Source organism: Franconibacter daqui, assembly GCF_014644275.1.
GTDB classification, from domain to species: Bacteria; Pseudomonadota; Gammaproteobacteria; order Enterobacterales; family Enterobacteriaceae; genus Franconibacter; species Franconibacter pulveris.
Genome location: NZ_BMKJ01000001.1, coordinates 959,730 through 986,375, shown reverse-complemented (window position 1 = coordinate 986,375; position 26,646 = coordinate 959,730). Strand labels below are relative to the sequence as shown.

At 56.0% G+C, this 26,646-nt stretch carries 25 protein-coding genes; 11 read left to right on the top strand and 14 right to left on the bottom strand.

Annotation, left to right across the window (positions count from 1 at the left end; all coding sequences use genetic code 11):
* Position 1: 1 nt before the first annotated feature.
* The 4 genes from thrS to IEX01_RS04785 form a co-directional block, all read right to left on the bottom strand.
* The gene (gene thrS / locus IEX01_RS04800; protein WP_024558076.1) at positions 2–1,930 is read right to left on the bottom strand and encodes a threonine--tRNA ligase; all 1,929 of its coding nucleotides are present in this window, start codon (positions 1,928–1,930) and stop codon (positions 2–4) included.
* Between the two features lie 261 nt (positions 1,931–2,191).
* Positions 2,192–3,697 carry a glycine betaine/L-proline transporter ProP gene (proP, locus tag IEX01_RS04795; RefSeq protein WP_188723344.1) on the bottom strand — a complete coding sequence of 502 codons (1,506 nt, stop codon included), beginning with the start codon at positions 3,695–3,697 and terminating at the stop codon, positions 2,192–2,194.
* Between the two features lie 488 nt (positions 3,698–4,185).
* Positions 4,186–4,410: a hypothetical protein gene (locus tag IEX01_RS04790; protein ID WP_048888224.1), complete on the bottom strand. Its 225-nt coding sequence runs from the start codon at positions 4,408–4,410 to the stop codon at positions 4,186–4,188.
* 265 nt (positions 4,411–4,675) lie between these two features.
* Positions 4,676–5,434, bottom strand: coding sequence for a DUF481 domain-containing protein (locus tag IEX01_RS04785; protein WP_024559619.1), 759 nt, complete (start codon positions 5,432–5,434; stop codon positions 4,676–4,678).
* Positions 5,435–5,728: 294 nt separating this feature from the next.
* Here IEX01_RS04785 and pfkB point away from each other — a divergent pair, with 294 nt between their 5' ends.
* The 3 genes from pfkB to IEX01_RS04770 all read left to right on the top strand — a co-directional run bounded on the left by pfkB (position 5,729) and on the right by IEX01_RS04770 (position 7,980).
* On the top strand, positions 5,729–6,658 hold the full coding sequence (gene pfkB / locus IEX01_RS04780; RefSeq protein WP_188723343.1) for a 6-phosphofructokinase II: 930 nt from the start codon (positions 5,729–5,731) through the stop codon (positions 6,656–6,658).
* 69 nt (positions 6,659–6,727) lie between these two features.
* Positions 6,728–7,015 carry a type V toxin-antitoxin system endoribonuclease antitoxin GhoS gene (gene ghoS / locus IEX01_RS04775; RefSeq protein ID WP_024558071.1) on the top strand — a complete coding sequence of 96 codons (288 nt, stop codon included), beginning with the start codon at positions 6,728–6,730 and terminating at the stop codon, positions 7,013–7,015.
* Between the two features lie 104 nt (positions 7,016–7,119).
* Positions 7,120–7,980 (top strand): fructosamine kinase family protein, encoded by an 861-nt coding sequence (locus IEX01_RS04770; protein WP_024559618.1) that lies wholly within the window; start codon positions 7,120–7,122, stop codon positions 7,978–7,980.
* Between the two features lie 42 nt (positions 7,981–8,022).
* Here the strand turns inward: IEX01_RS04770 and IEX01_RS04765 are convergent, their stop codons facing one another.
* The gene (locus IEX01_RS04765) at positions 8,023–8,559 is read right to left on the bottom strand and encodes a YniB family protein (protein ID WP_024558069.1); all 537 of its coding nucleotides are present in this window, start codon (positions 8,557–8,559) and stop codon (positions 8,023–8,025) included.
* A 158-nt stretch (positions 8,560–8,717) separates the two neighbouring features.
* On the opposite strand from IEX01_RS04765, the gene hxpB reads away from it, so the two are divergent.
* The 4 genes from hxpB to IEX01_RS04745 all read left to right on the top strand — a co-directional run bounded on the left by hxpB (position 8,718) and on the right by IEX01_RS04745 (position 12,526).
* Positions 8,718–9,386, top strand: a complete 669-nt coding sequence (gene hxpB, locus IEX01_RS04760; RefSeq protein WP_024558068.1) for a hexitol phosphatase HxpB — start codon at positions 8,718–8,720, stop codon at positions 9,384–9,386.
* Positions 9,387–9,545: 159 nt separating this feature from the next.
* Positions 9,546–10,307 carry a 2-dehydro-3-deoxy-D-gluconate 5-dehydrogenase KduD gene (gene kduD / locus IEX01_RS04755; protein ID WP_188723342.1) on the top strand — a complete coding sequence of 254 codons (762 nt, stop codon included), beginning with the start codon at positions 9,546–9,548 and terminating at the stop codon, positions 10,305–10,307.
* 89 nt (positions 10,308–10,396) lie between these two features.
* Positions 10,397–10,999: a metal-dependent hydrolase gene (locus IEX01_RS04750; protein ID WP_125454258.1), complete on the top strand. Its 603-nt coding sequence runs from the start codon at positions 10,397–10,399 to the stop codon at positions 10,997–10,999.
* Positions 11,000–11,134: 135 nt separating this feature from the next.
* The gene (locus IEX01_RS04745) at positions 11,135–12,526 is read left to right on the top strand and encodes an L-cystine transporter (RefSeq protein ID WP_024559614.1); all 1,392 of its coding nucleotides are present in this window, start codon (positions 11,135–11,137) and stop codon (positions 12,524–12,526) included.
* A 53-nt stretch (positions 12,527–12,579) separates the two neighbouring features.
* On the opposite strand, the gene cedA is transcribed toward IEX01_RS04745, so the two are convergent.
* Positions 12,580–12,813, bottom strand: a complete 234-nt coding sequence (cedA, locus tag IEX01_RS04740; protein ID WP_024558064.1) for a cell division activator CedA — start codon at positions 12,811–12,813, stop codon at positions 12,580–12,582.
* 228 nt (positions 12,814–13,041) lie between these two features.
* On the opposite strand from cedA, the gene katE reads away from it, so the two are divergent.
* Entirely contained in the window at positions 13,042–15,300 is a 2,259-nt protein-coding gene (gene katE / locus IEX01_RS04735; protein ID WP_024559613.1) for a catalase HPII, read from the top strand.
* Between the two features lie 79 nt (positions 15,301–15,379).
* Here the strand turns inward: katE and osmE are convergent, their stop codons facing one another.
* Positions 15,380–15,721 (bottom strand): osmotically-inducible lipoprotein OsmE, encoded by a 342-nt coding sequence (gene osmE, locus IEX01_RS04730; protein WP_024558062.1) that lies wholly within the window; start codon positions 15,719–15,721, stop codon positions 15,380–15,382.
* Positions 15,722–15,976: 255 nt separating this feature from the next.
* Between osmE and nadE the strand changes: the two genes are divergently transcribed.
* The 3 genes from nadE (at position 15,977) to cho (ending at position 18,704) form a co-directional block, all read left to right on the top strand.
* On the top strand, positions 15,977–16,804 hold the full coding sequence (nadE, locus tag IEX01_RS04725) for an NAD(+) synthase (protein ID WP_024558061.1): 828 nt from the start codon (positions 15,977–15,979) through the stop codon (positions 16,802–16,804).
* 42 nt (positions 16,805–16,846) lie between these two features.
* Positions 16,847–17,764, top strand: a complete 918-nt coding sequence (gene yddG, locus IEX01_RS04720; RefSeq protein WP_188723341.1) for an aromatic amino acid DMT transporter YddG — start codon at positions 16,847–16,849, stop codon at positions 17,762–17,764.
* A gap of 73 nt (positions 17,765–17,837) precedes the next feature.
* Positions 17,838–18,704 (top strand): excinuclease Cho, encoded by an 867-nt coding sequence (gene cho / locus IEX01_RS04715; RefSeq protein WP_024558059.1) that lies wholly within the window; start codon positions 17,838–17,840, stop codon positions 18,702–18,704.
* A 3-nt stretch (positions 18,705–18,707) separates the two neighbouring features.
* Here cho and ves read toward each other — a convergent pair whose 3' ends face one another.
* The 7 genes from ves to IEX01_RS04680 form a co-directional block, all read right to left on the bottom strand.
* On the bottom strand, positions 18,708–19,256 hold the full coding sequence (ves, locus tag IEX01_RS04710) for an environmental stress-induced protein Ves (RefSeq protein WP_024558058.1): 549 nt from the start codon (positions 19,254–19,256) through the stop codon (positions 18,708–18,710).
* 311 nt (positions 19,257–19,567) lie between these two features.
* Positions 19,568–20,056 carry an ATP-independent periplasmic protein-refolding chaperone Spy gene (spy, locus tag IEX01_RS04705; RefSeq protein ID WP_188723340.1) on the bottom strand — a complete coding sequence of 163 codons (489 nt, stop codon included), beginning with the start codon at positions 20,054–20,056 and terminating at the stop codon, positions 19,568–19,570.
* A gap of 316 nt (positions 20,057–20,372) precedes the next feature.
* Positions 20,373–21,341 (bottom strand): succinylglutamate desuccinylase, encoded by a 969-nt coding sequence (gene astE, locus IEX01_RS04700; protein ID WP_048888231.1) that lies wholly within the window; start codon positions 21,339–21,341, stop codon positions 20,373–20,375.
* Positions 21,342–21,353: 12 nt separating this feature from the next.
* On the bottom strand, positions 21,354–22,679 hold the full coding sequence (astB, locus tag IEX01_RS04695; protein ID WP_188723339.1) for an N-succinylarginine dihydrolase: 1,326 nt from the start codon (positions 22,677–22,679) through the stop codon (positions 21,354–21,356).
* Complete coding sequence (gene astD / locus IEX01_RS04690; RefSeq protein WP_188723338.1) at positions 22,676–24,151, bottom strand: succinylglutamate-semialdehyde dehydrogenase; 1,476 nt, start codon at positions 24,149–24,151, stop codon at positions 22,676–22,678. The genes astB and astD overlap by 4 nt, the downstream gene beginning before the upstream one ends.
* The gene (astA, locus tag IEX01_RS04685; RefSeq protein WP_024558053.1) at positions 24,148–25,185 is read right to left on the bottom strand and encodes an arginine N-succinyltransferase; all 1,038 of its coding nucleotides are present in this window, start codon (positions 25,183–25,185) and stop codon (positions 24,148–24,150) included. The genes astD and astA overlap by 4 nt, the downstream gene beginning before the upstream one ends.
* Entirely contained in the window at positions 25,182–26,402 is a 1,221-nt protein-coding gene (locus IEX01_RS04680; protein ID WP_188723337.1) for an aspartate aminotransferase family protein, read from the bottom strand. The genes astA and IEX01_RS04680 overlap by 4 nt, the downstream gene beginning before the upstream one ends.
* Between the last annotated feature and the right edge of the window lie 244 nt (positions 26,403–26,646).

Here is a 26,646-nt window from a genome sequence, read left to right as displayed (position 1 = left end):
CTTATTCCTCCAGTTGATGAAGATTGCGGCTGCGAATCTCTTGCTGCAGCTTCTCAATCACGTCGTTCACATCCAGGCTGCCGAGGTCTTTGCCACGACGGGTGCGGACGGCCACTTTGCCAGCTTCGACTTCTTTGTCGCCACAAACCAGCATATAAGGGACACGACGTAAAGTGTGCTCGCGGATTTTAAAGCCAATCTTCTCGTTTCTCAAGTCCGCTTTTACACGAATGCCCGCATTTTGCAGTTTACGAGTCAATTCGTTAACGTATTCAGACTGTGAGTCAGTAATATTCATCACCACAACCTGAACCGGCGCGAGCCATGTCGGGAAGAACCCGGCGAACTCTTCGGTCAGGATGCCGATGAAACGTTCGATAGAACCCAGGATGGCGCGGTGAATCATAACCGGCACCTGACGTTCGTTGTTTTCGCCTACATACGATGCGCTAAGGCGCGAAGGCAGTGAAAAGTCTAGCTGAACTGTGCCGCACTGCCAGGCGCGATCGAGGCAGTCGTAGAGCGTAAACTCAATTTTCGGACCATAGAACGCGCCTTCACCCAGTTGATATTCAAACGGGATGTTGTTCTCTTCCAGCGCCACAGCAAGATCCGCTTCCGCACGATCCCACATTTCATCGCTGCCGATACGTTTTTCCGGACGAGTAGAGAGTTTTACTACAATCTTCTCGAAGCCGAAGGTGCTGTACATATCGTAAACCATGCGGATACAGGCGTTCACTTCGTCACGCACCTGCTCTTCTGTACAGAAGATATGGGCGTCATCCTGCGTGAAGCCACGTACGCGCATCAGCCCGTGCAGCGCGCCTGACGGCTCGTTACGGTGACAGCTGCCGAACTCAGCCATACGCAGCGGCAGATCGCGGTATGATTTCAGGCCCTGGTTGAAGATCTGGACGTGGCCTGGGCAGTTCATCGGCTTGATGCAGTATTCACGGTTCTCGGAAGAGGTGGTGAACATCGCATCTTTATAGTTATCCCAGTGACCGGTTTTTTCCCACAGGACACGGTCCATCATAAACGGACCTTTCACTTCCTGATACTGGTACTCTTTCAGCTTGGAGCGAACAAACGTTTCCAGTTCGCGGAAGATAGTCCAGCCGTCATTATGCCAGAAAACCATGCCCGGCGCTTCTTCCTGCATATGGTAGAGGTCAAGCTGCTTACCGATTTTACGGTGGTCGCGCTTGGCGGCTTCTTCCAGACGCTGAAGATAAGCGTTCAGGGCTTTTTTATCCGCCCAGGCGGTGCCATAGATGCGCTGCAGCATTTTATTATTGCTGTCGCCGCGCCAGTAAGCGCCCGCGATTTTCATCAGTTTAAAATGATGGCAGAAGCGCATATTCGGCACGTGCGGTCCGCGGCACATGTCGATATATTCTTCATGATGATACAAGCCCGGCTTGTCATCATGAGCGATATTTTCATCAAGAATGGAGACTTTGTAGTTTTCGCCGCGCTGTGCGAAGGTTTCGCGCGCTTCGTGCCAGCTCACCTTTTTCTTGATGACGTCGTAATTTTTCTCAGCAAGCTCGTGCATACGCTTTTCGAGCGCGTCGAGATCTTCCTGGGTCAGCGTGTGGTCCAGATCAACGTCATAATAAAAGCCGTTGTCGATAACCGGGCCGATCGCCATTTTGGTGTGCGGCCAAAGCTGCTTAATGGCATGGCCCAGCAGATGCGCACAAGAGTGGCGAATAATTTCCAGACCGTCTTCGTCTTTAGCCGTAATAATGGCGAGCTGGGCATCGTGTTCAATCAGATCGGAAGCATCTACCAGTTCACCGTTCACGCGGCCGGCAATGCAGGCTTTGGCGAGACCGGGACCGATGTCCAGAGCAACATCCATGGGGCTGACGGCATGGTCAAAATGGCGTTGGCTACCATCAGGAAGCGTAATAACAGGCATGTTAAATCCTTATTCACAGTGGTGCCCCGCACGAAAGAGCACATATGAGAGTATGAAAATAAAAAAAATTACCGGCCAGTAAGGTGGGTTTTCCGCTTCACTCTGCGGAATCTGCGCGGGGGAATAATAGGCCTGCGCCCTCACCTGCTTACCGATAAGGTCGCTGTAAATAGTACACGCCTTGCCGGTTTGTTAAAAGCCCGGCTTGTACAGCCGGGCTTTGCGGGAGAATATCTGTCCATTACAGGACAGATAACAGGCTTACTCGTTAATGTCCGGATGTTGCTGCACCAGACGCTTACGTTTTTCCTGCAAGTCAGAGATCTCTTTATCAATATCTTCAATTTTTTGTTCGATATTGTCGTGGTGCTCCTGCAGGATTTCACGCGCCTCCTGAATATCCGATGCGGCGGGCGTCGCTCCTTTCAGCGGGCGGTTCGCCGTCTCCTTCATCGTAATCCCGGTAATGAGGCCGATAACCGCGATAACCATCAAATAATAGGCTGGCATCATCAGGTCTTCTGAGCTTTCCACCAGCCAGGCGGCAAGCGTCGGCGTCAGACCGGCAATCAACACCGAAATGTTGAAGGCGCTGGCAAGGGCGCTATAACGAATATGCGTCGGGAACATCGCCGGTAAGGTTGAAGCCATTACGCCGGTAAAGGCGTTCAGGATAACCGCCAGCATCAGCAGACCGGCGAAAATCAGTCCAATCACATTGCTGTTGATAAGAGTGAACGCCGGGATAACTAATACAAACAGCGCGATACTGCCAATAATAACAAACGGACGGCGGCCAAAGCGGTCGCTCAGCAGCCCCATTACCGGCTGTACGAACAGCATCCCCATCATGATTGCGATGATGATGAGCACCCCGTGGCTTTCGGAATAGTGCAGGTTATGCGACAGGTAGCTTGGCATGTACGTGAGCAGCATGTAATAGGTCACGTTAGTCGCGATAACCAGACCGATACAGGTCAGCAGGCTGCGCCAGTGTTTTGTGGCGATCTCTTTAAAGGAGACTTTCGGCCCATCCTGCAGCCCCTGGCGATCGCCCTGCTCGAGTTTATCAACGTGCTGCTGGAATGCCGGCGTCTCTTCAAGCGCATGGCGCAGATAAAGGCCGATGATGCCTAGCGGCAGCGCCAGGAAGAATGGAATACGCCAACCCCAGCTCTGGAAGTTCTCTTCGCCGATAATGGCGGAGATCAACACCACGACGCCCGCCCCCAGAACGAACCCCGCTATCGAGCCAAAATCGAGCCAGCTCCCCATAAACCCACGCTTACGATCGGGAGAATATTCAGCAACGAAGATGGATGCGCCTGTATATTCCCCACCGACGGAAAAGCCCTGCGCCATTTTACAAATCAATAATAGAATCGGCGCCCAAATGCCGATAGTTGCATACCCGGGAATTAAGCCGATGCAGAATGTACTGATCGACATAATAACAATGGTAATAGCAAGGATTTTCTGTCGGCCATATTTATCGCCGAGCATCCCAAAGAAAAGTCCGCCCAGGGGACGAATAAGGAAAGGTACGGAGAAGGTGGCAAGCGCAGCTATCATCTGTACGCTTGGATTCGCCTCAGGGAAAAACACTTTACCCAGCGCATAGGCGACAAAACCATAAACACCGAAATCAAACCACTCCATCGCATTGCCAAGCGAAGCTGCTGTGATGGCTTTGCGTAATTTTGTATCATCAATAATCGTTACGTCGCTAAGCGAAATAGGCTCAACTTTTTTTCTTTTTAATTTCATATCCATCCTCTTTAGAATCGCTCTCTGACCCGGCGGCATACGTCCTGCATGCGCGTATTTTACCGACTGCGGCCCGCCTCCTTAGCGATAAAGAAACCTGAACGTTCGGGCTCCCTTTAAGAGCGTAGCAGGTTTACCCCTGCAGGTTGGTTACAATGCATCCAATCGAAAAAGCGTAGACGGTTTCGGATGCCTGAGCCTTTACCCTACCAGCGTTTAAATTTGTGATCAAATTCACAAAAAGTGGGGGTATTTATTTCAGCGCACTTTTGCCATGACCGTGATACAGGTTAATAAAACTCGCTTTGCGTCTTAAAACCGGTCGGCAGTTGTAAAAGAAGAAATGACGAAATTACTGGCAGTAAAAGGAAAGAAGACAGGATATAAAAATAAAATAATAAAAAACCGGACGTTAAATTCCGGTTTTTATATAAGACGTAACCTATATGGCTTGCAGTTAACCCGCATAAAAACCAAAGGTCGGATTATTAAGACCATTCACCCGCCACTAATTTATGAACATCGAAGGCGTCATTCATAGACTGACCGGTAGAGGCGGCGCCAGGCTGAATATTCGAACCGGCTTCCACATCTTTGACATTCCAGGTACTGGAAGGTGCGGTGCGGGTATCAGTTGCGGTTTCGGCCGCAAAAACGCCGAACGAGAGCGCGGAAAGCACAACGGCTGCGGCTGTGGTTTTCATCATATTCATCATTTTCTTCTCTTATTTTTCTGAATCAGGTTAAACCGTGCGGTAATAAAACCGCTGTGATCAGATTGTAGATCCAGATCACATTTCTGCCCACTCAAATTATTTGTCATTTCGTTTCAAATTAATTGAATGTTTGATAGCGGGGCTAATTATGAAGAGAAAGTGAAGAAACGGATTTTTATATTTTCCAGACTAAGCGACCAGGTTGAAATGCAACTTTAAGAATTAACTTAAAAAATCAGGCCGGATAAACCGGCCTGTTGTTTTACATCTTATAACCGAGCGTAACGGAGGTACGAGTGTCGGTATGCTCAGGCGCCGAAGAAGGCGGCTCGGAGTTCCAGGTGACGTTATAAGCGACCTTAAGACCAAAATGCGCATTAATAGCCACATCAAGCGCGGTTTCGGAGTTAACGGTCGTATCGTCAGCGCCAAAGACGGAAACGCCCTGGGTAAATTTCGTGTTATCGGTAAGCTGCCAGGCATAGGTGCCGGAAGCGTAGCCGAGACCCTGAGTCTTGGTGTCGCCGTTGGTGTATTCGTCGTAGCGCACGCCCGGACCAAATTCGACGCGAAGACTATGCACCGGACCGTTAAGCAACTGGCGACCATAACCCAGCGTTGCTACGTCACGCTCGCGATAGCCATTGTAACGGTCGGTCAGCCAGCTCGCCTGGCCGAACAGATAATCCAGATCGGTTACGTTGTAGCGGCTACGGCCGCCCACCGCATATTTTTCTGACGAACGCTCATCGTTAGAAGAGGTGTTGCTGGCATTGCCCCACAGCGACCAGGCTGTTCTCTGACCGTACCAGGTTAGCGTACTGTCGGCGGTTAAAGAGGAGCTTTTCGTGTTGCCTGACTGGGCCAGATAACCGGCGTTCAGGTTGCCTTCGAAAGGTTTTTTAGCGGTGGAAGGATCGTCCATGACAGTAAAAACGGTGTTGTCCGCGATTGCGAACTGACTCACAAGCGCGCCCCCCGCAAGCAGCATAACTGCGGGTACTGTCTTCAAAAGCTTCATTTATTTTTAGGTCCGTACAACAAAAAAAAGAGACCGATAAGGTCCTGGAATGTTTTCCCGGAATCAACGACATAAGGCTCGTCGAAAGGTAACAAATTATAAAAAGGCCCGCATAACATGGCAATAAATTCTTATCTCTATTTTTGAATAAGAGGGATCTTAAATCTGCTTTTATTTCATAAATATAGCGCCGATGAAAAAACCTGCTTTATTTGAGAAATCAGCGTGTTAATTCACACCCTAACCCGGTATGGAGTGCTACGCTTACCGCAGCCCATATAAAAAGGAGGTCACATGGTACGCATTTATACGCTGACGCTGGCGCCTTCTCTCGACAGCGCTACCCTCACGGCGCAAATTTATCCTGAAGGCAAGCTTCGCTGTAGCGCGCCGGTTTTCGAACCCGGCGGCGGCGGGATTAACGTCGCGCGCGCTATCGCGCATCTTGGCGGCAAAGCCACCGCGATTTTCCCGGCTGGCGGCGCCACCGGCGAACACCTCACGGCCCTGTTGCTGGATGAACACGTCGCCGTACAAACCATAGAGTCAAAAGACTGGACGCGACAAAACCTGCACGTGCACGTCGAGGCAAGCGGTGAACAGTACCGATTTGTTATGCCCGGCGCGGCGCTCAGCGATGAAGAATTCCGCCAGCTCGAAGAAAAAGTCATGGCCATTGAAGCGGGTTCCATTCTGGTGATAAGCGGCAGCCTGCCGCCGGGCGTGAATGTCGCCAAACTTTGCGGCCTGATAAAAGCCGCCCAGCGACAAAACATACGCTGCATTCTCGACAGCTCGGGCGACGCGCTGGCTGCTGCGGTGGAGATTGGCGATATCGAACTGGTGAAGCCAAACCAGAAAGAACTTGGCGCGCTGGTGAAGCGCGATCTCACGCAGCCGGATGACGTACGTCAGGCGGCGATGGAGCTGGTCAGGCGCGGCAAGGCGCGACGTGTTGTCGTCTCGCTTGGCCCGCAAGGCGCGCTGGCGGTGGATGAACAGGATTGCGTGCAGGTGGTGCCGCCGCCGGTGAAAAGCCAGAGCACCGTGGGCGCGGGTGACAGCATGGTCGGCGCGATGACGCTCAAACTGGCCGAAGGCGCTTCGCTGCTTGATATGGTGCGCTATGGCGTGGCCGCAGGCAGCGCCGCCACACTGCACCAGGGCACCCAGCTCTGCTCGCGCGAAAACACCGACAAAATTTACGACTACCTGAAGGGCTAGTTTCCCCCTCTTCCTTTCCATCGCGCCGGGCAGGCATTGCCCTGGCGACTTGCAACAGTGAGGTAAATAATGAGCAGCGGAGACATTACGCGCTATGTAGTTACCCTGAAATATCAGGAGCACAGCCTTGCGGATATCAATGAGCTAACCAATGCGCTCACCCGGGGCGGTTTTCAGCTCACCATGAGCGATGAAGAAGGTAAAATTCATGAACTGGGCCCCAACACGTTTGGCATGATCAGCGCGCTTAGCAAAGAAGAGGTATTGGCAATGGCGCGCGGCCTCGGCGAAGTGGCGCTGGACAGACAACCTGAGGTGGAGATAACCACCTGGGAGGAGTGGCAAAAAGCGACGTAACGACCACGGCGCAAAGCGAGTCAGGGTGTGCGTCAGCTCGACGTTTTCGCTCGCCCTTTTGCGCTAACCTGATGATCTGATTGATAACCCGGGAGAGAAGCGTCATGTGGCAAGCGATTACGCGGTTATTGAATGAGCAGCTGGGTGAAGGCGAAATAACCCACCGGGAGGAGCTGCCGGGAGGTGAAATCCACGCCGCCTGGAAAGTGACTTTCGCAGGCCGACCGGTATTTATTAAGTGTGACGATCGAGAACTGTTGTCCGTTTTTACCGCCGAAGCGGATCAGCTCGATCTGCTGGCGCGCAGCAAGACGGTAACGGTGCCGGAAGTTTACGCCGTAGGCAGCGACAGGGATTACAGCTTTTTGCTGCTGGAATACCTCGCTCCTCGTCCGCTTGATGCGCATAACGCTTTTCTTCTGGGGCAACAGTTGGCTCGCCTGCATCAGTGGAGCGAACAACCTCAGTTTGGCCTTGATTTCGATAACGATCTTTCCACGACGCCACAGCCCAACGCCTGGCAGCGACGCTGGGCGACCTTTTTCGCCGAGCAGCGCATCGGCTGGCAGCTTGAGCTGGCGGCGGAAAAAGGGCTGGAGTTCGGCGATATCGACCTGATTGTCGATGCGGTGCATCAACAGCTCGCCGGCCACCAGCCTCAACCTTCCCTGCTGCATGGCGATCTCTGGTCCGGCAATTGCGCGCTCGGCCCGAACGGTCCCTATATTTACGACCCCGCCTGTTACTGGGGCGACAGGGAATGCGACCTCGCGATGCTGCCGCTGCATCCGGAACAGCCGCCGCAGCTCTACGATGGCTACCAGTCTGTTGCGCCATTGCCGCCCGACTTCTTAACGAGACAGCCGCTTTATCAGCTTTATACGCTGCTTAACCGGGCAATACTCTTCGGCGGGCAACATCTGGTCACGGCGCAAAAAGCGCTGGAGAGGATTTTAGCGGCCTGACGACGCCCAGGTCAGCCACTCCTCAATGGAGTGGCTGACGCATCAGAGAAAACCAAGCAGTGAGAAGAAAAGGTAACCCAGCACGATGACGATGACCGGCAGGATATAAAGCGGGAAGATTTGCAGAAAAATGGTATGCCTTGGCACCACGATTTTAGACTCTATCTGTTCGCGGCTAAGCCCATCGGCGCCTTTTGCCCGCTCAAGAATTAACTGGTCTTCCACCCCTTCGCGCAGAAAGCGCGCCTGACGGCTCATGCGCGCGCCGCTGGCCTGAAGTGCGAGGCCGACAAAAATGAGCGCGAAAATCACCCAGAACAGAATATTGGCCTGATGCCGGAAGTCGGGCAGCGGCGAGTTATACCAGAACAGGTTCAGAAACGGCGTGTTAAAACGCATCATCTCAATCATTACATGAGCAAAGTCCATCATCACCGCATTGATGCCCGGCTGCTTGTCGCTGTGCTCATACATAAATTTCAGAATGGAAATAACCGTGGAAATCGTCGCCAGAATAAAGATAAGCCACCCGGCAATGCGTTTTACTACGGCAATGCGTCCAGCTTGTTGATACGTCATGCTTTCCCCTTGATTGTGACGTCACATTGTCGCTTTAAGTCTACCTTCTCCCTGCGCTTTTCGCTGCACTTTCCAGGCGGGAAGACAAAGCAGTAGCCATACTTCGTTTTTCAGGCTATTGATAATCCTTCTTAAACAATCTGAAAGGAGTGCAGCCGATGTCGACCTCGCGCCAAATCCTCGCCGCGATCTTTGATATGGATGGATTGCTGATCGATTCCGAACCCCTGTGGGACCAGGCGGAACTGGAAGTGATGAAAACGCTGGGCGTGGATATCTCCCGCCGTCATGAATTGCCCGACACGCTGGGATTACGCATCGATCTTGTCGTGGAGCTCTGGTTCGCCCAACAGCCCTGGAATGGCCCGTCGGTGGCGGAAGTGACGGAGCGCATCATTAACCGCGCCATCACGTTGGTGGAAGAGGAACGCCCTCTGCTGCCTGGCGTGCATCAGGCGGTAGCCCTGTGTAAAGCGCAGGGCCTGAAGGTAGGTCTGGCCTCCGCTTCGCCTTTGCGCATGCTTGAACAGGTGCTGGACATGTTTGAATTGCGCGACCAGTTTGACGCCCTCGCCTCGGCGGAGCACTTGCCGTACAGCAAGCCGCACCCGCAGGTCTATCTTGATGCCGCCGCGAAGCTTGGCGTAGATCCGCTGACCTGCGTCACGCTGGAAGATTCCGTTAACGGCATGGTGGCAACGAAAGCCGCCCGCATGCGCTCCATCGTCATCCCGGCCCCGGAAAACCGCGACGACCCCCGCTGGGCGCTGGCTAACGTGAAGCTGGACTCGCTGGAGGCGCTGACGGCAACGCATCTGCGCGGTTAAGCGGTTACCGCTGAAAAAGGGCACGCCGCTGCCCTTTTTTATTAAGCTCATCAAAATTTATAAAACAGCTTTTCAATTCCATTTGTGTTTTATCACGCCCCTTCCTATGCTTCTCGCAAGCTCACCCACGGACCATTTCATCACCACACAGGGGCATCTATGATTCTTGACGCTTTTACGCTTGCAGGGAAAGTAGCGCTGGTTACCGGCTGCGATACGGGTCTGGGACAAGGCATGACGCTGGGCCTGGCTGAGGCGGGCTGCGATATTATTGGCGTCAACCGCAAAGCGCCGCAGGAAACGGCGCAGAAAGTGCAGGCGCTGGGCCGCCGCTTTCACGCCATTCAGGCCGACCTCAGCCGCCATGACAGGCTGCAGGATATCGTTCGCGAAGCGGTTGAGGAGATGGGGAGGATAGACATTCTGGTTAACAATGCCGGCACCATTCGCCGGGAAGAGGCGCTCAGTTTTAGTGAAAAGGATTGGGATGAGGTCATGGACCTGAACCTGAAATCACTGTTTTTCCTCTCCCAGGCCGTGGCGAAGCAGTTTATTAAGCAAAGCAGCGGCGGCAAGATTATCAATATCGCTTCAATGCTCTCTTTTCAGGGCGGCATTCGCGTGCCTTCTTATACCGCCTCGAAAAGCGGCGTGCTGGGTCTGACCCGCCTGTTGGCGAACGAATGGGCAAAATACGGTATCAACGTCAACGGCATCGCGCCGGGCTATATGGCGACCAATAACACCCAGGAGCTGCGTGAAGACGCGGCGCGCAATCAGGAAATCCTCGACCGCATTCCGGCCGGACGCTGGGGCAAACCGGAGGATTTACAGGGAGCGGTGGTTTTTCTGGCTTCATCCGCTGCCGATTATGTAAACGGGTATACGCTGGCTGTGGATGGAGGCTGGCTGGCGCGCTGACTGCGGGCGCGGATTGTGACAAAGAGTTACACCGTCACCACTTCCGTCTACTGTATAAAACTCCTATACTGGATGAATTGACAGTTACGTTGGGTTTTATCATGACGGCGGAAGGCCACCTGCTTTTTTCCATTGCCTGCGCGGTGTTCGCCAAAAACGCCGAGCTCACGCCTGTACTGGCGCAGGGCGACTGGTGGCATATTGTTCCCTCGGCCATTCTCACCTGCCTGCTGCCGGATATCGATCACCCCAAATCATTTCTTGGGCAGCGGCTTAAATGGATATCGAAACCCATCGCCCGCGCTTTTGGGCACCGTGGCTTTACTCACAGCCTGCTGGCCGTATTTGGCTTGCTGACGGTGTTTTATCTTCAGGTGCCGGAAAGCTGGATTGTTCCCGCCGACGCGCTGCAGGGCATGGTGCTGGGCTACCTGAGCCATATTCTCGCCGACATGCTAACCCCAGCGGGCGTGCCGTTGCTGTGGCCCTGCCGCTGGCGCTTTCGTTTGCCTATCCTGGCGCCGCAAAAAGGCAACCAGCTGGAGCGCGTATTGTGCATGGCGCTTTTCGCCTGGGCGGTCTGGATGCCGCAGGGCATGCCCGAAAACAGTGCAATTCGCTGGTCATCTCAGGCGATTAATTCGCTGCAAAACGGCTTTAATCGGTTTATTCATCACCAGACAGGACAATAAACCAGCAAAATAATACCGTGCGGAATAACCTATTCTTTTTGGATATAAGTAACTCGCAACGCTTCTGATACCCTTTGCGGCATAAAGGCATGCCATTTTACGCATGTCCGTCATAAGAAATCAGGAGAAATGGGGATGAACCTTCCATTAATCGCGAACGTTGTCGCGTTCGTCATTCTGCTGCTCTTGCTGGCGCAAACGCGCCACAAGCAGTGGAGTCTCGCCAAAAAAGTGTTGCTCGGCCTGGTCATCGGCGTGGTCTTTGGCCTCGCGCTGCAGCTGATTTACGGCGCGCAAAGCGATGTGCTGAAAAGCTCTATCCAGTGGTTCAACGTGGTCGGCAACGGCTATGTTCAACTGCTGCAGATGATTGTTATGCCGTTGGTCTTCGCCTCTATTCTGAGCGCCGTGGCGCGCCTGCATAACGCCTCTTCCCTTGGCAAGATTAGCGTACTGACTATCGGCACTCTGCTCTTCACGACGCTTATCGCGGCGCTGGTGGGCGTGTTTGTCACTAACCTCTTTGGCCTGACGGCAGAAGGTCTGGTGCAGGGGAGCGCGGAAACCGCTCGCCTGAATGCTATTCAGACGAACTACGTCGGCAAAGTGGCGGACCTGACCGTACCGCAACTGCTGCTGTCGTTTGTGCCTAAAAACCCCTTTGCCGACCTGACTGGCGCGAACCCCACGTCGATTATCAGCGTCGTGATTTTTGCCGCTTTCCTCGGCGTGGCCGCGCTTAAGCTGCTGAAAGACGATGCGCCGAAAGGCGAACGCGTGCTGGCGGCCATCGATACTCTGCAAAGCTGGGTAATGAAGCTGGTGCGTCTCGTTATGCAGCTGACGCCTTATGGCGTGCTGGCGCTGATGACTAAGGTGGTTGCAGGCTCCAATCTGCAGGACATCATTAAGCTCGGCAGCTTCGTTGTCGCCTCTTACCTGGGGCTGGGCATCATGTTTGTCGTGCACGGCATTCTGCTTGCGGTTAACGGCGTCAGCCCGCTGAAATATTTCCGCAAAGTCTGGCCGGTACTGACTTTCGCCTTTACCAGCCGCTCAAGCGCAGCGTCCATTCCGCTGAATGTGGAAGCGCAAACGCGTCGTCTGGGCGTGCCGGAATCGATCGCAAGCTTCGCCGCCTCTTTCGGCGCCACCATCGGACAGAACGGCTGCGCGGGTCTCTACCCGACTATGCTCGCGGTAATGGTTGCCCCGACGGTTGGCATTAACCCCTTCGACCCGATGTGGATAGCAACGCTGGTTGGCATCGTCACCCTGAGTTCGGCAGGCGTAGCGGGCGTGGGCGGCGGCGCCACCTTCGCGGCGCTGATCGTGCTGCCAGCGATGGGCCTGCCGGTAACGCTCGTCGCTCTGCTGATCTCGGTTGAACCGCTTATCGATATGGGCCGTACGGCGCTGAACGTGAGCGGCTCAATGACCGCCGGTACGCTCACCAGCCAGTGGCTGAAGCAGACCGACAAAACGGTTCTGAACAGCGAGGAAGAAGCCGAACTGGCTCACCGCTAAGCGATAAAAACGCAAAAGCCGCCTGCGGGCGGCTTTTTTATGCCTGAAGCAGGCTAAACGTCCGTTTCCTGACGCATCTGCGTAGCCCAGCGTTGGGCGGCTTCAGGCACGCCGAAGGCGGGGGAGCGGCGAAAGTGCTCGCCCACCAGCACAAACGCGACGTATTTGCCACGCAGCAGGTACACATCCTGAAAACCCTCCATGCGCACGGCATGATCCGGCGGTGCCGGCTCCACGCGGGGTACATAGCTGATGATGGGACGATTCTGTTGACGAAGTGGTTTCATAGGCGTCGGTTTTTTACTCTTAATAATTCCATAAACAGGAAAAAACAATCATAGCGGATTGTGGGCTGCGGCGTCGCGCATAGCGTGCTTCAACGCGCCCCAGATGACGTTTTTCACGCCGTTTTGCCGTCTGGCGCAAGCGCTGGATCCCCTTCCCTGTTCTATAGTTAGAAAGCTTTTGAACACAAAAAAGCCGCCTTTCAGCAATGAAAACAGGAGAAGCGTTCAATGTCGCAAGAAGAGAAAAAACCACACCATCATGAATCGCCGGTGCATGATGCCGATGAGTCGCGTCCCGGCCTCGATTCCCTTGCTCCGGAAGATGGTTCGCACCGCCCCGACCCGGTTCCCACCCCGCCCGGAGAGCAACCCACCGCGCCCGGCAGTCTGAAAGCGCCGGACACCTCTAATGAAAAGCTTAAAGCGCTGGAAACCTTTCGCAAAGGAAGCGAAGACTTTCCGTTGACCACCAACCAGGGCGTGCGCATCGCCGACGATCAGAACTCCCTGCGCGCAGGCACACGCGGCCCTACGCTGCTGGAAGATTTTATCCTGCGGGAAAAAATCACCCACTTTGACCATGAGCGTATCCCGGAGCGTATCGTCCACGCCCGCGGCTCGGCGGCCCACGGTTATTTTCAGCCCTACAAGAGCCTGAGCCATATCACGAAAGCCGATTTCCTCTCCGACCCTGATAAAATCACCCCTGTCTTTGTACGATTTTCTACCGTTCAGGGCGGCGCAGGCTCGGCGGATACCGTACGCGATATCCGCGGTTTCGCCACGAAGTTTTATACCCAGGAAGGCATTTTTGACCTGGTCGGCAACAATACGCCGGTGTTTTTCATTCAGGACGCCCATAAATTCCCCGATTTCGTTCACGCCGTGAAGCCGGAGCCGCACTGGGCTATTCCACAAGGCCAGAGCGCCCACGACACGTTCTGGGATTATGTCTCGCTGCAGCCTGAGACGCTGCATAACGTTATCTGGGCGATGTCCGATCGAGGCATTCCGCGCAGCTACCGCACCATGGAAGGTTTCGGCATTCACACTTTCCGCATGATCAATGCCGAAGGCAAAGCGACCTTTGTACGCTTCCACTGGAAGCCAGTGGCAGGGAAAGCGTCACTGCTGTGGGATGAATCGCAAAAGCTCACCGGCCGCGACCCCGATTTCCATCGTCGCGATCTGTGGGAGGCTATCGAAGCGGGCGACTTCCCGGAATATGAGCTCGGCCTGCAGCTTATTCCGGAAGAAGATGAGTTCAAGTTTGATTTTGACCTGCTGGATGCCACCAAACTGATTCCGGAAGAGCTGGTGCCGGTGCAGCTGGTGGGCAAAATGGTGCTCAACCGCAACCCGGATAACTTCTTCGCCGAGAACGAACAGGCGGCATTCCATCCGGGCCATATCGTGCCGGGGCTGGATTTCACCAACGACCCGCTGTTGCAGGGCCGCCTCTTCTCCTACACCGATACACAAATCAGCCGTCTCGGCGGGCCGAACTTCCACGAAATTCCGATTAACCGCCCTACCTGCCCTTATCATAATTTCCAGCGGGACGGCATGCACCGCATGGATATCGACACGAATCCGGCGAACTACGAACCCAACTCAATCAATGACAACTGGCCGCGCGAAACGCCGCCGGGGCCGAAACGCGGTGGGTTCGAGAGCTATCAGGAGCGTATTGAAGGCTATAAAGTCCGCGAGCGCAGCCCTTCGTTTGGCGAATATTACGCGCATCCGCGCCTCTTCTGGCAAAGCCAGACGCCGGTTGAGCAGCGCCATATTATCGACGCTTTCAGCTTTGAGCTAAGCAAGGTCGTACGTCCCTATATTCGTGAGCGCGTGGTGGATCAGCTTTGTCGCATCGACATTTCGCTGGCCCAGCCTGTCGCTGAAAATCTGGGGATTGAGCTGACGGATGAGCAGATGCATATCGCTCCGCCGAAAGATGTCAACGGCCTGAAAAAAGATGCCTCGCTTAGCCTTTATGCGGTGCCGGGTGGCTCGGTAAAAGGTCGCGTGGTGGCGGTCCTGCTTAACGATAAAGTGAATGGCGCCGAGCTGCTCTCTGTACTGCAAAAGCTGAAAACGCATGGCGTGCATGCAAAGCTGCTCTACAAACGCATGGGTGAAGCGGTTGCGGATGATGGCTCAAGAATTCCGGTCGCGGGCACTTTCGCCGGCTCCCCGTCATTAACCGTGGATGCGGTGATTGTGCCAGGGGGCGATGTCGCTTCGATTCTTGATAACGCCGATGCCGCGTACTACCTGATGGAAGCCTACAAGCACCTCAAGGTTATCGCGCTGCTCGGGGAGGCCCGTCAGTTCAAACCGTTCATTAAGGTTCCGGATGCGGGCGAGGAAGGCGTGCTGGAGGCGGATGATGCGACAGGCAACTTTACCGACGATTTTGTGAAGCTGCTGGCGGGCCATCGCATCTGGTCGCGCACCACGAAAAGTCTGACCATACCGGCTTAATCGTTATTCTCCCCCTCCTTTACCGGAGGGGCAGACAATAAAAAAACCGGCCGAAGCCGGTTTTTTTAACCCTGCGCGCTTACTTTTTCGGCGCCTGCGGGTCGGTGTCATATTCGGCGCAGGTCTGGTAACCGGAGTTCAGCACGTGGCCGGTATCGTCGAGCGCGACGAAATAGGTTTCGGTTTTACCGTTACGTTGACCCAGGATATAGGTCTGGCAGGTGCCACGAGCGTGGATCATGGTCACTTCAGAAGAAGGCTGACCGGCAATCTGGCGAACCTGCTCACGGCTCATGCCTTTTTTCACATCTTTCACAACCGGCTGCGTGAACTGATCGGTCGTCCGGTCATAAGCCGTACAGCCCGCAAGCATGGTCATAACCGCCGCTGCACTTAAAAATCCTGCAAAGTTCTTTTTCATTTTGTCGTCCTCTTTTCTCAGCGTGTGAAGTAAGCCTGGAATAGAAACGAACATTTATCAACTTGTTAGCGATAAGCGAAGCGAATTAGGATTATTCCCTTATCGACAGGAGGGAAAGAAAAAACGCCGCAATTAGCAGCGCTCGCGCTGTCTGTAGCGGTACGAAACTTGTCGTTTTGCCGTCAAAGGGTTAGCTTTAACAAATCCTGTTTTTTCGCCTGCGCGTTGCAGGTTAACCACAACCGGAGGGGTTAAATGTCTTTGCAGCAAGAGATTATTCAGGCGCTTGGCGCGAAACCGCAGATTGACGCCCGCGAAGAGATCCGCGCCAGCGTTGATTTCCTCAAAAGCTACCTCAAAACCTATCCGTTTCTGAAAACCCTGGTATTAGGCATCAGCGGCGGCCAGGACTCCACGCTCGCAGGCAAACTGAGCCAGACGGCTATCAGCGAACTGCGTGAAGAAACTGGCGACAGCAGCTATCAGTTCATCGCCGTACGCCTGCCCTTCGGCGTGCAGTTTGATGAAAAGGATTGCCAGGACGCGCTGAACTTTATCCAGCCGGATAAAGTACTGACGGTGAATATTAAGGAATCCGTGCTGGCGAGCGAGAAGGCGCTGCGCGACGCGGGCATTGAGCTCAGCGATTTTGTGCGCGGCAACGAAAAAGCGCGCGAGCGTATGAAAGCGCAGTACAGCATTGCGGGCATGACCAAAGGCGTGGTGGTGGGCACAGACCACGCGGCGGAAGCGATTACCGGCTTCTTCACCAAGTATGGCGACGGCGGCACCGACATCAACCCGCTGTTCCGTCTCAACAAGCGTCAGGGCAAACAACTGCTTAAAGAGCTGGGCTGCCCGGAACACCTCTACCTGAAAGTGCCGACCGCCGATCTCGAAGACGATCGCCCCTCGCTGCCGGATGAAGTGGCGCTGGGCGTGACTTACGAAAACATCGACGATTACCTCGAAGGCAAGCAGATCGACGAAAACCTCGCCAAAACCATTGAAGGCTGGTATCTCAAGACGGAGCATAAGCGCCGCCCGCCGATCACCATTTTTGACGATTTCTGGAAAAAATAATCACGCGAAGGTGGCTTCGGCCACCTTTTTTATGGAAAGCGTATGCCTGAGTCAGCCCCTTCTCTTACCGCCCATCCGGTTTCAGCACAGCGCGCCACTCTTGCAGGGCTGATAGCGATTCTCCTCTGGAGCGCTTCCGTCGGCCTGTTTCGCAGCATCGCCGAGCAGTTCGGTCCAACCGGCGGCGCCGCGCTTATTTACACGCTCAGCGCCATTTGCCTTTGTCTGGCGCTGGGGTTGCCGCGCCCGCGTCAGTTGCCGAAACGGTATTTGTTTATCGGCGGCGCGCTTTTTGTCGGCTATGAAATCAGTCTCGCTCTCGCGATTGGTCTTGCCCACACCCGAGCGCAGTCGCTGGAGCTTGGCATGATCAACTATCTGTGGCCGAGCCTTACCGTTCTGCTGGCGCTGTTTTTAAACGGCCAGCGCGCCTCATGGCTCATCTGGCCCGGCTTAGCGCTGGCGGTGGCAGGCGTCGCGCAGGTGTTGAAAGGCGACGGCGACTGGTCGCCCGCCCTGCTGTGGGCCAATATGCAGGATAACCCCATCGCCTATGGTCTGGCCTTTGCCGCCGCGCTTATCTGGGCGCTTTACTGTAACCTTACGCGCCGCTGGAGCGAGGGCAGAAGCGGCGTGGCGCTTTTCTTCTGCGCAACGGCCATCGTCTTATGGGTTATGTTTTTTATTACGCCACAGCCCGCGCTGCACTTTTCGCTGCCCGCCTCGCTCCAGTTGCTGTTTATGGGGCTGTCGACCGCTATCGCTTACTCCGCATGGAATCGAGGCATAAGCCACGGCAATATGACCCTGCTCGCCACCGCCTCGTACTTCACGCCGGTGCTTTCCGCGCTGCTTGCCAGCCTCTGGCTCGGCCTGACGCCCGGCTTCGGCTTCTGGCAAGGCGTGGGAATGGTGGTGCTTGGATCGCTGGTCTGCTGGCTTGCCACGCGCAACCGCTGAACAACATGCCGCTTTTTCAACCAGACATTCCCTGATAGACTGGATAAGTAAACAGTATTCAGGAGAGTAATGAGTGGTAAGGCGTACTGGCGCGCCAAGGCTCGATTTTGAAGCCGCGGCGATTTATGAATACCCCGAGCATCTGCGTCCCTGGCTCGACGATCTGCCCAAACACCCCGGCGTGTATGTTTTCCATGGCGAAAGCGAAACCATGCCCCTTTATATCGGTAAAAGCGTGAATATTCGCAGCCGGGTGCTTTCTCACCTGCGCACCCCGGATGAAGCGGCAATGCTGCGCCAGTCCCGGCGAATCACATTTATCCGCACGGCTGGCGAGATAGGCGCGCTGTTGCTGGAAGCGCAGATGATCAAAGAGCAGCAGCCCTTGTTCAACAAACGCCTGCGCCGCAACCGTCAGCTCTGCTCGCTGCGCCTGAACGGCGCGAAGCCGGAAGTGGTTTATGCCCGCGAAGTCGATTTCTCCAGCGAGCCCGGGCTCTATGGTCTTTTCTCCAGCCGCCGCGCCGCGCTGCAAACGCTGCAGTCGCTGGCTGATGAGCATCAGCTCTGTTACGGCCTGCTGGGGCTTGAGGCGTTAAGCCGCGGCCGCGCCTGCTTTCGCTCGGCGCTTAAGCGCTGCGCGGGTGCCTGCTGCGGGCGCGAGAGCGAAGAGGCGCATAATGAGCGGCTGATGGCGGGCCTGGCACGCATGCAGGTGATCTGCTGGCCGTGGCAAGGGCCGGTGGGGCTTAAAGAGAGCTTTGGCGAGATGACCCAGTACCATATCATCCATAACTGGTTCTGGCTCGGCTCGGTCAACACGCTGGATGAGGCGAAAACCATCAGCCGTGCGCCGCAGGGCTTCGACAACGACGGCTATAAAATACTCTGCAAGCCGCTCATCAGCGGCCAGCACGATATCGTCGAGCTGGCGCGCTAAGCGTCAGAGGTAGCTGATTTCGCTAAACAGCAGCTGGCCTTCCGATTTCAGCAGCCGCAGCGTATGCCTTCCCTCCTGCCACCAGGCCCCCTGATCGGCGGTGAGCAGCTTATCTTCAAGCTGCCACGCGCCGCTAATCACATACACGATTCCGCCGCGCGAGCTAAACGTGGTAAAGGTGCGGTCCGCCACCCGCACTTTGGCCTGACAGCGGTCGCGGCGGGTCATAACGTTGAAGTCCAGCGACATCCGCCCTTCCGATAACACCGCACGTACGGTCTGTTCTCCAGAAAAGGCGAATGGCTGATGGCGGCGTAAGATATGGCGAAACGCATTGCCGCCATCGAGCGTAACCTCCCCGCCCTCCAGCAGCGTAACAACACGGTCAACCTGCGGAAACGGGGCAAACTCGCCATTGCTGGACAGGGAGGCAATACTGGCGCGCCAGTTGAAATCACGGGTAGCGGGCGGAAAACAGCAGATCTCGCGGGTTTCTCCCGCGCCGTTTCGCCATAAATTGACCGGCATTTTTTTAATATCAAAAAATTCCATTACCACTCCTGAAAAAACGCGTAATGCGCCAGGGCCCCGCGCAAAAAGGACGGAGCGAAAAACATTATGGGTATAAACAAAACCTGTTATCGGCAGCGCCTGGCCATTGCTGCAGGGCCGGAGATCGCCACACCGCTTATCTTTTTAACATTTTGATAACGATGAGGTTTTAATGGACGCTGGCCAATGAGAATAACGATCTGCCAGCCGCAGGCAAGAGGGAAACGCAAAAAGAAAACCGCCGGTCCTGTTCACAGCACTGGGGTGCGCTATGAACAAGACCGGCGGTCTTTAAGAGGTCGCTGTTGTTATTATTCAGCAGCTTCCGGCATTTTACCTTCCGGAGCCGGACGTTCTGTCAGACGCTTCTCAAAATTGGCATTAAATTGCTTTTTCTGCTCCGGCGTCAGGATGTTATAGATTTTATTCTGGGTTTCCAGATGGGCCATCATGCGCGCTTTGTTCTGCTCAGCCATTTTATCTACCTGCGCCTGCGCTTTCGCACTGTCGAAGCTATCGCTGGCAATCAGGCTATGCATTTCGCGGCGTTCTTCCAGTGACGGACGCTTGAACTTCTCACGCTGCGCTTTATGGATATCGCGGATCTGCTGCTTTTGCGCGTCGGTCAGGTTCAGGCCTTTTAACATCATCTCATTGTGCGGACCGCGCGGGCCTTTATGATGCTGCATCGGCGTGCTGTCGGTGGTGGTTGCGGACGTGGCGGTATCCGCCGCATGTGCCAGATTAGCTGCGCCCAGAGCCAGAGTGGAAGCAACAAAAATCGCAGTTAATTTACGCATAATATTGTCCTTACTTTGTTTATTCGGCGACAGGGTTTGTCGCGTTGACGAGAATGAGTTTAGGGCTTATTACGTCAAGTAATCAGAGCCACAGTAAAACAATGAAAGGATAAAAAACAAGAAATAATCAATTATGAAGAAAATAAGGATAAAGCGTGGAGAAGCGCAAGAAAATATAACAACAGACTGATTAAGAAGGAAATTTGCAGAAAGTATAAAGATAAGGCGCTGCAAAAGAAAGCAATAACCCAGGAATATTCCGCAAAAAATTTGATCCTGTTCTAAATATAAGCGGGCCCCTGAACGGAGCCCGGAATTATTTCATTTCGATGAGCATTAATCCCGCCCGCATACCGATAGCGACCGAGGGGTTGGGAAATAAAACATATTCGCAGTCATGCTTCACTTCATAACGCGTATCGCTATCTTCCGCCAGCAAAGTGCCGCGCGGAAAAGCGGTGAAGTTGAGCGTCTGGCCGGTCATGTGCAGCACGAAGCTGTCGCTATGCCGGGTGATTTGCTGTACCACTTTGTAGCGCAGCGGCGGGTCCTGCGCCGCCGGCGCTTCGCCGCCGCACAACAATGCCGCCAGCGCCGCTTCCGTGACCGCGAACTGCGACAGGTCGTTTTCACCGAACGGCTGCGCCTTACCCAGCTCCAGCGTACAGCTCAGCGTGCCGAAGTGTTCGCTGCTGAAATGGGTAAAGGTGCCGCCCGGCGCGCGATGGAAGACCAGCGCCTGCAGCCCGGCGCAACCCAGCCAGGCGAGATAAGCCTCGTCGTAGGGCAGCGGGCGCGCGGGCAACACGCCAAATCGCGGATGGTAAGAGCCGCGAATGGCGGTGTGCATGTCCAGATGCCAGCGCAGTTTCTCCTCGCCGCTTTCGAAAAATTTCTCCAGCGTATGTTCAAGCACATTGGCCCGCTGCGTCTCTACGCTCTCAGGGAACTGTTGCCAGCGGCCGCCGAACATCCGGTTCATATCGCTGTGCAGATAACGCTTGCCGCTGCGCAGCGCCGACGGGTTGCCAAGCACAACCAGCAACCGCCACTGTAGCGCCAGCTCGCCGTCAAAGAGCCGTTTCAAAAGCCTGTCGAGGATCTCCACCGGCGCGGTTTCATTGCCATGAACGCCTGCCGAGAGAATAAGCGCCTTTTCGACTGGTTGAAGGGGCATCAGCAGCAGTATGCCCTCATCCCACCACTGCCAGCGAAAATGCGCCGTCTCGCCCTGTCTCTGCCCGAGCGCTTTGCCCTTGAGCGTCTGCGCCAGAAAGTCGCGCATCGTGCCTCCTTATTAACGCTGGAATGGATAAACTGATCCTAAGTGTAGCAAGCGGGTCAGTTCTTCCAGCGCCTCCCTGCCCTCGCGCAGCAGCTGCGAGTCGGCGAGATCCGCCTGCGTCAGCCGGTCGCGGTAGTGTTTCTCTACCCAGCGGGTAAGCGTTTCGAACAGCGCGTCGTTCATCATAACAGCAGGGTTAACCGCCTGGCGCTCCGCGTCGTTCAACACCACGCGCAGGCGCAGGCAGGCGGGACCGCCGCCGTTGGCCATGCTTTCACGCAGGTCAAATACCTTCAGCTCGTTTATCGGGTTGTCGCTGGCGACCAGCGCATTCAGATAGCGCCAGACGCCTTCATGCTGGCGCGACTCCTGCGGCAGCACCAGCACCATTGAGCCATCGTCGCGGCTCAGCAACTGGCTGTTGAAAAGGTAAGTTTCCACGGCGTCCTGCACCGAAACCTGATTCGCCGGCACTTCGAGCGCCATAAAGCCCGGCACTTTTGCGCGCAACTCGCCTAACACATCCTGCTGATGAAGAAACGCCTGCTCATGGCAGAAGAGCACCTGTTGATTGGACACGGCGATAACGTCGTTATGAAACACGCCCTGGTCGATGACCGCCGGGTTTTGCTGGGCGAAAATCAGCTGCTTCGGATTAACCTGGTTAACGCGGGCCACCGCCTGGCTTGCCTCCAGCGTCTGACGCGCCGGGTAGCGGGCCGGGATAAGCCCGCCGCTCTCTTCGCGGCCATAAACGAAAAGCTGAATGCCCGGCTCGCCGTAGTCGCCGCCGAGGCGGTTATGGTTAGCCGCCCCCTCGTCGCCGAACATCGCCACCTGCGGCAGCGCCGGATGAACGGAAAAATGCGCTTCATCGCGAAAAATGGCGCGCAGCAGCCGCTCGGTAGTGGGCGCTTCGCTGGCGCGGTGAAATTTATTGTTAAGATTGGCGACGGTGAGGTGCACTTTGCCATCCAGCGCATCGGCGGAAGGGCAAACCGTCGCGGCGTTCGCCACCCACATCGAAGAGGCCGAGCTTGCAGCGCTTAGCAGGTGCGGCGCCTGCCGCCAGGCCTTCTCCACGACCTGCTCGTCTGTGCCGTTAAAGCCCAGCAGGCGCAGCGCCTCGATGCCGGGGCGCTCTTGCGGCGGGATCACCGCCTGGGCGAAGCCCGCATCGGCAAGGGCTTTCATCTTGCGCAACCCCTGAAGCGCGGCGAGCTTCGGGTTAGAAACCTGGTAGCGGTGCTTCGTAGAGGCTTCGTTGCCAAACGACAGCCCGGCGTAGTGGTGGGTTAAGCCCACCAGCCCGTCAAAGTTAACTTCGCGCGCTTTCATGCCTGCTCCTTAGTGAAATCCAGCCCCGGGCTTAAGGTTGCCGGCAGCGTAAAGCTCGGGCTTTCCAGCGAAGCCATCGGCCAGGCGCAATAATCCGCCGCGTACCACGCGCTGGCGCGGTGGTTGCCGGACGCACCCACGCCGCCAAAAGGCGCGGTGCTCGCCGCCCCGGTAAGCGGCTTGTTCCAGTTGACGATACCCGCCCGCGCTTCCAGCAGCAGCTGTTCAAACTGCTCGCGGTCGGGTGAAATCAGCCCGCTCGCCAGCCCGTAACGGGTATCATTGGCCATGCGAATGGCTTCATCGAAGCTGTCATAGCGATAAACGCAAAGCAGCGGGCCGAAAACCTCTTCATCCGGCACGTCACGCGCTTCGCTCATGTCGATAATGCCAGGCGTGAGCAGCGAGCTGCCCGCGCGCAGCAGCGTTGGCGTCAGCAGCGGTTTGCCGCCGCGCGCCAGATGCCCTTGCCAGGCCTCCAGCACGCGCTCCGCCGCCTGCACCGACACCAGCCCGCCGATAAACGGCTGCGGCTCGGCATCCCAGCGGTCGGGCTGAATGCGGCGGCTGATTTCCACCAGGCGCGCAAGAAATGCGTCGCCCGCGTCTCCCCACTTCACCAGCAAACGACGCGCACAGGTGCAGCGCTGCCCGGCGGTAATAAAAGCGGACTGGATAGCCAGATGCACCGCGCCGTCGAGATCCGCGGGATCTTCCACAATCAGCGGATTGTTGCCGCCCATCTCCAGCGCCAGGATTTTCTCCGGCTGCCCGGCAAGCTGGCGGTGAAGCTGGTAGCCGGTATTCGCGCTGCCGGTAAAGAGCAGCCCGTCGATATCGTGTTGCGAAGAGAGCGCCTGCCCGGTTTCGCGCCCGCCCTGCACAAGGTTCAGCACGCCTGCCGGCAGCCCCGCCTGCTCCCAAAGTTTCATCACCGCTTCGCCGGTGTGCGGCGTCAGTTCGCTGGGTTTGAAAACCAGCGTATTGCCCGCAAGCAGCGCAGGAACGATATGCCCGTTCGGCAAGTGGCCCGGGAAATTATAGGGGCCGAACACCGCCAGCACGCCATGCGGGCGGTGACGCAGCGAGGCGGCGCCGTCCGGCATCGGGCTGTGCTGCTCGCCGGTGCGGGTCTGGTAAGCTTTTACCGAAATGCCCACTTTATTGATCATCGCCGTCACTTCCGTCGCCGCTTCCCAGCGCGGTTTGCCGGTTTCCCGGGCGATGATTTCAGTGAGCTGCGCTTTGTTTTCATCCAACAAAGCCGCGAACTTTTCCGCTATAGCCTGACGCCCGGTAAAGGGGCGCTTCGCCCAGCCGGGAAAGGCTTCGCGCGCGCTTTTGCACGCCTGCGCCACCTGCTGCGCATCCGCCGCTTTACCCTGCCAGAGCGTTTCGCCGCTAACAGGGTTGGTTTTCTCAAACCCCTCGCCGTTGCCGTTCAGCCACTGGCCGTTAATCCACAAACTCATGCTTTTTTCTCCTCAGGGCAGAGACGAACCAGACGTACAGTGTCGCCGGGACGGCATTTCAGGGCGTCAAGGGTGGCGCCGTCCAGCACCAGCCGCTCGGTATGGGGATTCGCGCGCACCAGCATCACGCGGAACATGTCGTAATTTTCATTCGCCACCATGCAGGCGGGCAGATCCTCGCCCGTGGCGGGCTGGCCTTCCGCCACTTCCACCAGTCGGCTTTTACGGATAGCGCGTACCCGGTCGACATCGCACTCCAGCGTCGGGCCGCCGTCGAAGATATCGACATAGTTGCGATAGCGGAACCCTTCCGCTTCCAGCACCGCGCGGGCCGGGGCCGTTTGCGGGTGCACCTGGCCTATCACCGCCTGCGCCGCCTCGCTCAAAAAGTGAGTGTAGATCGGGTGTTTTGGCATCAGTTCAGCGATAAACGCTTTCTGCCCGGTGCCGCACAGGTAGTCGGCGCGGCTGAACTCCATGGAGAAGAAGCGCTGGCCGAGGCTGTCCCAGAAAGGAGAGTAGCCGTGCTCATCAATGACGCCGCGCATCTCCGCCACCACCTTTTCATTAAACCGTTCGCGAAAGGCGGCCATAAACATAAAGCGCGACTTCGACAGCAGATAGCCGTTGCCCTCTTTGCGCCACTGCGGGTCGAGAAACAGCGTGCAAAGTTCGCTGCTGCCGGTGTGATCGTTGCTTAAAAAGAGCGTCGGCAGCGCGTTATAGACATTCAGCTCTTTTGAGGCGTGCACCAGCGTGCCGACGCGGTAGTTATACCAGGGATCGTTCAGCCCCACCGCCACTTCAATCGCGCAGATGCCCGCCACCGCGCCGCTTTGCGTATCCTCCAGCACGAACACATAGCCCTGGTCAGCTTTCGGCAGCGTGCCGCGCCAGGTTTGCAGCGAGCGCTCAATGCGGGCGCTAAGGGTCGCTTCATCGACCGGGAGCGAGGTAAGCCCCCCGCCCGTTTTCCCGGCAAGCGCCAGCAGCGCGCCGAGGTCGTTATGCTCAATAGGGCGAATCACCATCATGATGAACCCTCCGCAAGAAAGCGGCTGCACGCGCGGGCGAAGCGTTCAAGCCCGGCGGCGATCTCCGCTTCGCTGATATTAAGCGCGGGCGCGAAGCGCACCACGTTGCCGCCGGCAATCAGCACCATGACGCCTTCCTGCGCGGCAAGCGTGGAGATGGCTTTCGCTTTACCGGCATACTCATCGTGAAGCACGCACCCGAGCAGCAGCCCGAGACCGCGAACTTCTTTAAACAGCTTCAGACGGTCATTCAACGCAGTAAGCTGTTCAATAAAAGCGTGATGCCGCGCTTTCACGCCCTGCAGCGTTTCAGGGGTGTTAATAAGCTCCAGAACACGCCCCGCCACTGCGCCCGCCAGCGGGTTGCCGCCGTAGGTCGTGCCGTGGGTGCCAACGCCCATGACCTTTGAGAAACGCTCGGTGGTAAGAATGGCGCCAATCGGGAAACCACCGCCCAGCGCTTTGGCGGTGGAGAGCACATCCGGCGTTACCCCGTAGTGCATATAAGCGTAAAGCGAACCGGTGCGCCCTACGCCGGTCTGCACCTCGTCAAAAATCAGTACCGCGCTATGCGCGTCGCACAGTTCGCGCAACCCTTGCAGAAAAGCGGGGTCGGCTGGCACTACGCCGCCCTCGCCCTGCATCGGTTCGACTATCACCGCGCAGGTATCGTCATTGATAAGCGCGCGGGCGGAGGCGAGATCGTTATACACGGCGTGAGAAATCTGCGGCGGCAGCGGCGCGAAATCCTGAGAATAAGCCGGCTGGCCGCCCGCCGAGACGGTAAACAGGGTGCGACCATGAAACGCGTTTTTGAAAGCGACAATGCCGCTTTTCTGCGGACCGAAATTATCGTGGGCGTATTTGCGCGCCAGCTTCAGCGCCGCCTCGTTGGCCTCTGCCCCCGAGTTGCAGAAGAAAACGCGATCGGCGAACGTGGCGTCGATAAGCTGTTTAGCCAGCTTTAATACCGGCTCGTTGGTATAACCGTTACCGGTGTGCCACAGCTTCGCCGCTTGCGCCTCCAGCGCTTTGCGCAGCTCCGGGTTAGCGTGCCCCAGCGCGTTAACGGCGATGCCGCCAGCGAAATCGATATACTCCTTGCCTTCCTGATCCCACAGCGTCGAACCTTCAGCCCGTACCGGAATAAACGGCGCCGGCGCGTAAACCGGGATCATCCATTCATCAAAGTTTTGACGGGTAATTGACTGCGACATAGCGACCTCTTCCGGTAAATTAATGGTTGTCGATTTGTTAATAAATATGATGTGTTTGCGCTCTTACAATAGATTGCAGGCTTCGTGCCAGCCAGCGTCAAAAATGCATAAGAGATGACAGCACAATTAAAATCAACAACTTACGAACCAGAATTATTCACTATTATTGCATAAACAGTGCATACTAACGTGATGCGCTGCGGTTGCAGAAAAATAAATAAGCAATGTTATGCATAAACCGAAT